The organism is Stenotrophomonas lacuserhaii (genome assembly GCF_014836545.1).
In the GTDB taxonomy this organism is placed as follows: domain Bacteria; phylum Pseudomonadota; class Gammaproteobacteria; order Xanthomonadales; family Xanthomonadaceae; genus Stenotrophomonas; species Stenotrophomonas lacuserhaii.
Window position 1 is genome coordinate 48,591 of the sequence record NZ_JACSQS010000021.1, and the last position, 6,083, is coordinate 54,673.

8 protein-coding genes are annotated in these 6,083 nt (G+C 66.5%); 4 read left to right on the forward strand and 4 right to left on the reverse strand.

Features of this window, described 5'->3' with window-relative positions; translation table 11 throughout:
- Positions 1 to 2: 2 nt before the first annotated feature.
- The 4 genes from H9654_RS16025 (at position 3) to ampE (ending at position 2,763) form a co-directional block, all read left to right on the forward strand.
- Positions 3 to 473, forward strand: coding sequence for a bactofilin family protein (locus tag H9654_RS16025; RefSeq protein WP_191771757.1), 471 nt, complete (start codon positions 3 to 5; stop codon positions 471 to 473).
- Between the two features lie 31 nt (positions 474 to 504).
- Positions 505 to 894, forward strand: a complete 390-nt coding sequence (erpA, locus tag H9654_RS16030; protein ID WP_042614293.1) for an iron-sulfur cluster insertion protein ErpA — start codon at positions 505 to 507, stop codon at positions 892 to 894.
- Between the two features lie 70 nt (positions 895 to 964).
- Positions 965 to 1,876 (forward strand): NAD(+) diphosphatase, encoded by a 912-nt coding sequence (gene nudC / locus H9654_RS16035; protein ID WP_191771758.1) that lies wholly within the window; start codon positions 965 to 967, stop codon positions 1,874 to 1,876.
- Entirely contained in the window at positions 1,876 to 2,763 is an 888-nt protein-coding gene (ampE, locus tag H9654_RS16040) for a regulatory signaling modulator protein AmpE (RefSeq protein WP_191771759.1), read from the forward strand. Before nudC ends, ampE begins: the two co-directional genes overlap by 1 nt.
- Before the next feature lie 49 nt (positions 2,764 to 2,812).
- On the opposite strand, the gene H9654_RS16045 is transcribed toward ampE, so the two are convergent.
- The 4 genes from H9654_RS16045 to H9654_RS16060 form a co-directional block, all read right to left on the reverse strand.
- The gene (locus H9654_RS16045) at positions 2,813 to 3,238 is read right to left on the reverse strand and encodes a DUF2752 domain-containing protein (protein ID WP_191771760.1); all 426 of its coding nucleotides are present in this window, start codon (positions 3,236 to 3,238) and stop codon (positions 2,813 to 2,815) included.
- A gap of 46 nt (positions 3,239 to 3,284) precedes the next feature.
- Positions 3,285 to 3,563, reverse strand: a complete 279-nt coding sequence (locus H9654_RS16050) for a CD225/dispanin family protein (protein ID WP_101099327.1) — start codon at positions 3,561 to 3,563, stop codon at positions 3,285 to 3,287.
- 33 nt (positions 3,564 to 3,596) lie between these two features.
- On the reverse strand, positions 3,597 to 3,887 hold the full coding sequence (locus H9654_RS16055) for a CD225/dispanin family protein (RefSeq protein WP_042614298.1): 291 nt from the start codon (positions 3,885 to 3,887) through the stop codon (positions 3,597 to 3,599).
- Positions 3,888 to 4,040: 153 nt separating this feature from the next.
- Positions 4,041 to 5,927: an MFS transporter gene (locus H9654_RS16060; RefSeq protein WP_191771761.1), complete on the reverse strand. Its 1,887-nt coding sequence runs from the start codon at positions 5,925 to 5,927 to the stop codon at positions 4,041 to 4,043.
- Positions 5,928 to 6,083: the final 156 nt, after the last annotated feature.

Here is a 6,083-nt window from a genome sequence, read left to right on the forward strand (position 1 = left end):
AGATGTTTGGAAGCAGCAAGTCCAGCCGCGACGGACAGCTGGTGGTCGATGCGTTGATCGGCAGCCAGGTGGTGATCCGCGGCGACGTCGAATTCAGTGGTGGGCTGTACGTCGAAGGCCGCATCCACGGCAAGGTCATTGCCCAGGAAGGTGCAAGCAACGCCAACATCACCCTGGCCGACAATGGCGTGGTGGAAGGCGAGATCCGCGCCCAGGTGGTGGTCATCAGCGGCCGCATGGACGGCGACGTGCACGCCAGCGAGCGGGTTGAGCTGACCCCGAGCGCGCGGGTGAACGGCAATGTCCACTACCAGGTGGTGGAGATGGCCGCCGGGGCGCAGCTGAATGGCCGACTGATCCACGCCAGTGCGCCGATGGCCGCGCTTCCGCCGCCTGAAGGCGCTGCCGACGCGACGGGCACCGGCAAGGGTGATACCGCTGCGCGCCGCAAGCTGGCCGAGGCCATGGCTTGAAAGCCGGCGCGGGCGGCCCCATGCTGACCGCATGAGCACGCTGATTTCACTACCCGGTACCGCCGAAGCGGCGCCGGGCTACCAGTCCCTTGACCGCCCGTTGAACTTCACCGAGTCCGCTGCGGCGAAGGTGCGCGAGCTGATCCAGGATGAAGGCAATGCCGAACTGGCGCTGCGCGTCTACATCGAGGGCGGTGGCTGTTCGGGCTTCCAGTACGGCTTCGAATTCGACGAGAACCGCGCCGAGGACGATCTGGCCGTGCAGACCAGCGGGGTCACCCTGCTGGTGGATCCGCTGAGCCTGCAGTACCTGATGGGCGCTGAGGTGGATTACACCGAGAGCCTGACCGGTGCGCAGTTCGTGATCCGCAATCCGAACGCCAAGACGACCTGCGGCTGCGGCAGCAGTTTCAGCATGTAAACGGCTTGCGGCAGCACTTCGCGTGCTGCCGAGGCTTGCCAGCAACCGTCCATCCGGGCAGGCTTGCCGCATGTCTACCCCTCTTTCGCCGCTGTCCGGTTTTTCCTTCGTTGGTGAGCCGCTCGAGCGCGCCGACGCCCTGCGTGCCGACGCCGATGCCCTTGCGCGTCTGTGGCCGGATGCCCGCCTGCTGGTGTTGGACCGCGATGGCACCGCGTTCACCGGCGCCGATGACCAGCCATTTCCGTTGACCGGCGCCGATATCGGTGGAGGCCCCGGCACCGCGGTGTTCCTCGGCCTGCGCGGCGACCAGGCGTGGTTCTCCGTCGAAGCCTCCGTGGTTGATGTGGCCGCACCCGGACGCATGGACCTGCGCCAGGCGGCGCTGTCCTGGTCGGTGGCCGATGCCAGTGCCTTCAGCTATGCACGGGGAATGTCGTATTGGCATTCGCGCAACCGTTTCTGCGGGGTGTGCGGCGGCGATGTGCGCTTCGAACGCGGCGGTTTCGTCGGCCGCTGCCAGCAGTGCGCGGTGGAACATTACCCGCGCGTGGATCCGGCGGTGATCGTGGCGGTGGAAAACCGCGGGCGCCTGCTGCTGGGTCGCCAGGCCAGCTGGGCACCGCGGCGTTATTCGGTGCTGGCCGGCTTTGTCGAACCCGGTGAAATGCTCGAGCAGACCGTGGTGCGCGAAGTGTTCGAGGAGAGCAAGATACGCGTCCGTGCCTGCCAGTACCTCGGCACCCAGCCGTGGCCGTTCCCCGGTGCCCTGATGGTGGGTTTCAGCGCCCAGGCCGACGATGGCGAACCGGAAGTGGACGGTGAGCTGGAAGACGCGCGCTGGTTCACCGCCGAAGAAGTGGGCGCGGCGATCGCGCGCGACGTGCACGACGACGGCGAAGGCATCCGCCTGTCGCCGCCGATCTCCATCTCCCGCAGCCTGATCGAACACTGGTACCGGCAGCAGCCTGGGAGCGCCTGATGTTCACCACGCTGGTCGCCGTGCTGGTTGCCCTGGCCCTTGGCCATGTTGCGCCAGCGGCTGCCGCAACGCTGCGCCGATTCGATGGCTTCCGACGGTGGCTGGGATGGCTGGACCTGCACGCCGGTCCGTCCGCCCGGGGGCCACTCGGCGTCGTACTGGCGGTGCTGCCGCCAGTGCTGCTGCTCGGGCTGCTGGCGTGGTTGCTGCGCGGCACGCTGTTCGGCCTGCCATCGCTGTTGCTGGGCATTGCCGTGCTGGCGTGGTGCTGGGGTCCGCGTGACCTGGACCGCGATGTCGAAGCGGTCATCGATGCGGACGAACCGGCGCTGCGCCACGCTGCCCTTCACACCCTGCAGGCGGCCGGAGGCAGCCTGCGTGATGACCTTCCCTCGCTGGTCGATGCCACCGTCTACAACGCGCTGCGGCGCTGGTTCGCCGTACTGTTCTGGTTCCTGCTGCTGGGGCCGGCCGGTGCGCTGGGTTACCGCCTGCTGGCCCTGATGTCGATCAGTCCGATGCGCGCGCTGGTGGCCCCGGAAACATTGCTCGCTTCGCAGCGGGTGCTGGGCTGGCTGGAGTGGCCGGTGGCCCAGTTGATGGCGTTGTCGATGGCGCTGGTGGGCAATTTCGATGCCGCCTGGAAAGCGTGGCGACAGGCCCATGGCGAGCGCTGGCGGCACGATATCGGTTTCCTCGGTGCGGTGGCGCGGGCCAGCGTGAATGCCGAACTGCGCGAAGAAGCACACGACTACACCGAAGCCGGCCTGCTACCGGTATGGCAGCGCCTGCCCGAACTGCGTGATGCGATGAGCCTGGTCTGGCGCATGCTGCTGCTGTGGCTGGCGGTACTGGCGCTGCTGGTGATCGCCGGCTGGGTGACGTAGCGCCGCAGCAAAGGCGTGACGACCAACGGTCGTCACCCACCGGGGGGAATCAGCCCGGTGCCAACCCGGTGAACGGTGCCCACGGCAGGTTGCGCAGCACCGCATAGCCCACCAGCACGATCAACCAGAACATCGGCTTGGCCAGCAGGCGCATCAGCGGGTCGAACAGACGCGGGCGGATGCCGGCGCCGTTGAGCAGCATCAGCAGCAGCAACGGAAGGCTGAGCACCAGCAACGGGTTCATCGCCAACGCGCCGGGCAGGTCGAAATGCACGAGGGAATAAAGGCAGCGGGTGCTGCCGCAACCGGGGCAGTAGAGCCCGGTCAGCGCATACAACGGGCACGACGGCAGCGGATTGCCCGCGGCGTAGGGATCGACGTTGTGCAGGACCAGCGTGGCGCCCACCGCGAGGGTGGCCACGGTTGCCAGGGGCAACCAGCGTTGCAGGGAAGGCGAGAGGGCAGGCACGGACATGGCGGAAAAACGGGACCCGGCGCTATGCCGGATCCCGTCAGGCAAGTCAGTAGCCGCTGTTGCTCAGCGCGCCCATGCCACCAAGGGCAACGACGAAGATCGCGTACAGCACCATGACCACGACGCCGGCGATTGCCGCCCACATGGCGAACTTCTTGGCTTTGTCCGAGGCCTCGCGGGCACCGGCGATATCGCCGGCAGCGACCTTGCCGTTGACCTGCGCGGCGAAGACGATCGACACGATGCCCAGCGGCAGGCAGCAGAACAGCGTGCTCAGGATGGCCCACACGAGGTGGTTCGGGATCTGCGGGGTGGTGGCATTCATTGCATAAGCTCCTTGCGGGTGGGTGGTGGTGACTCAGTTACCGGAGAGAGCGCCCAGCGCGGCAATGCCGCCGAACAGCCCGAACCACAACAGCAACAGGACCGGCAGCGCAGCAGCCGAAGCCACTGCCCACCACCCCGCCTTGCGCGATGCCTCGTGCGCACCCACCAGGTCACCGGCAGCGCGGCGGCCATCAACCTGGGCGGCATAGACGATCGACACCACACCCAGCGGCAGGCAGCAGAACAACGTCGACAGGATCGCCCAGACCAGATGGTTGGGGATGTAGACCGACGAGGTGCCGATTGGCGGTGGGTGATTCAAGTACGAGACTCCATTCCTTGGTGGCCGGCGATTGCGTGGCGTGCCGGTGCGCCCCCCTGTGGCTGGGTAATCTACAGCAACATGCGTCATCTGTATCCGTTTTCGGCACGAATTCTGGAAACGCTTACAGGCTTCCCAGACGGACTCGCCAACTCAGGCGTGGTCGCCGCGCAAGATGCGCACCCGTGCCTCCAGCAGCTCGGCGGTGGCGGTGCTGCCCTCCACCGGCGGCGCGGCCACTACTTCGATGGTGGCGCGGAAACGGCGCGGCACGCGCATGCGCCCCAGGCGGCTGTCGCGCCGGCTCCACATGCTGCTCCACATGCCGCGCAGGGCCATCGGGACCACCGGTACCGGGCGCCGTTCCAGGATCTTCTCCACGCCGCTCTTGAAGGCGCCCATCTGCCCGTCGCGGGTCAGTGCACCCTCCGGGAAGATGCACACCAGCTCGCATTCGGCCAGCGCCGCGTCGATTTCATCGAAGGCGCGCAGCATCAAGGCACGGTCTTCCTTGGCGCCGGCGATCGGGATGGTCTTGGCGGTGCGGAAGATCCAGCTCATCACCGGGATGTTGAAGATGCGGTAGTACATGACGAAGCGCACCGGGCGAGGGATGCTGGCCGACAGGATCAGCGCGTCCAGGTAACTGACGTGGTTGCAGACGATCAGCGCGGCACCCTCATCGGGCACGTTGGCTTCGATGCCGTGCGGGCGCAGGCGGTACAGCGTGCGCACCATCAGCCAGCTGAGGAAGCGCATCAGGAACTCGGGCACGATGGTGAAGATGTAGATCGCCACGAGGGCGTTGGCGATGGCCAGGCCCAGGAACAGCTGCGGGATGGTCACCCCGGCCGCGTGCGCAGCCAGCCCGATCCCTGCGGCGGCCACGATGAAGCCGGAGTTCTGGATGTTCAGTGCGGCGAACACGCGCGACATCTCCGACTTCGGCGTACGACTCTGTATCAAGGCGAACAGCGGTACCACGAAGAACCCGGTGAACAGGCCGATGCCGAGCAGGTCGAAGATGATGCGCAGGCTGCCGGCCTGCTGCACGAAGGCGGTCACCGACAGCCCCTGCGCGGTGGCAACACCAGCGCGGGCGAAATACAGGTCGAGCAGGAAGGCGGTCATGCCGAACGCACCCAGCGGCACCAGGCCGATTTCCACCGTGCGGCCGGACAGCTTTTCGCACAGCAGCGAACCCACGCCGGTGCCGATGGAAAACAGGGCCAGCGCGAAGATGTACAGCGTGGGCTCGCCGCCCAGGTTGGTGATGGCGTAGGTCGGCAGCTGCGAAGTCAGGATGGTGCCGACGAACCAGAACCACGACACGCCCAGAATCGCGTTGCGCACCGCCTTCTGTTTCTTCGCCATGCGCAGCACGGCCAGCGATTCGGGCAGGGGATTCCAGTTGATCTTCAGGTCCGGCGCACCGGCGTCGACCTTCGGGATCATCCGCGCGCAGACATTGCCGAGCACGGCCAGCACGATCACCGCGGTGGCCGCGACGATGGGCCCCTGGCTGCCGGCCAGGGTGAAGATGAGGCCACCGACGATCATGCCGGTCAGGATGGACATCGAGGTGCCCATCTCCACCAAACCGTTGCCGCCGGTCAGTTCCTCCGGCCTGAGCACCGAAGGCAGCACCGAGTACTTCACCGGGCCGAACAGGGTGGATTGCAGTCCGGTGCAGAACAGCGCGATCAGCAGCAGCGTCATGTTCTGGGTGAGGAAGCCGGCTGCGGCGAGCGTCATGATCACGATCTCCATGGTGGTGGTGATCACGATCAGCCGCGATTTCTCCAGCTTGTCGGCGATCTGCCCGGCCAGTGCGGAGAACAGGAAATACGGAAGGATGAAGATGGCCGGTGCCAGGTTGGTATACAGCGTGCGTTCTTCGTCGGAGACACCGAGGTAGAACAGCAGGCCGATGATGGCCTGGCGGTACACGTTGTCATTGAACGCGCCGAGCGACTGCACGATGAAGAACGGCAGGAAGCGGCGCTGGCGGAGCAGGGCGAACTGGCTGTGGCCTGACATGGAAACTCCCTTCGGACCGGCGAAGCCTAGCACTCGCGCGTGTGCGGGTGTTTGCCTGCGGCAGGCTTCAGGCAAGATCAAGTTCAACGTCAACTTCAGAAGCTGCAGGGCTGCGTGTTGGCGGGGGGGGGGGGGGGGGGGGGGGGGGGGGGGGGG

What these genes read in the sequence shown, in the direction of transcription:
- H9654_RS16025 (WP_191771757.1), top strand. Translation starts at nt 3, where the DNA reads ATGTTTGGAAGCAGCAAGTCCAGCCGCGACGGACAGCTGGTGGTCGAT.
- erpA (WP_042614293.1), top strand. Translation starts at nt 505, where the DNA reads ATGAGCACGCTGATTTCACTACCCGGTACCGCCGAAGCGGCGCCGGGC.
- nudC (WP_191771758.1), top strand. Translation starts at nt 965, where the DNA reads ATGTCTACCCCTCTTTCGCCGCTGTCCGGTTTTTCCTTCGTTGGTGAG.
- ampE (WP_191771759.1), top strand. Translation starts at nt 1,876, where the DNA reads ATGTTCACCACGCTGGTCGCCGTGCTGGTTGCCCTGGCCCTTGGCCAT.
- H9654_RS16045 (WP_191771760.1), bottom strand. Translation starts at nt 3,238, where the DNA reads ATGTCCGTGCCTGCCCTCTCGCCTTCCCTGCAACGCTGGTTGCCCCTG.
- H9654_RS16050 (WP_101099327.1), bottom strand. Translation starts at nt 3,563, where the DNA reads ATGAATGCCACCACCCCGCAGATCCCGAACCACCTCGTGTGGGCCATC.
- H9654_RS16060 (WP_191771761.1), bottom strand. Translation starts at nt 5,927, where the DNA reads ATGTCAGGCCACAGCCAGTTCGCCCTGCTCCGCCAGCGCCGCTTCCTG.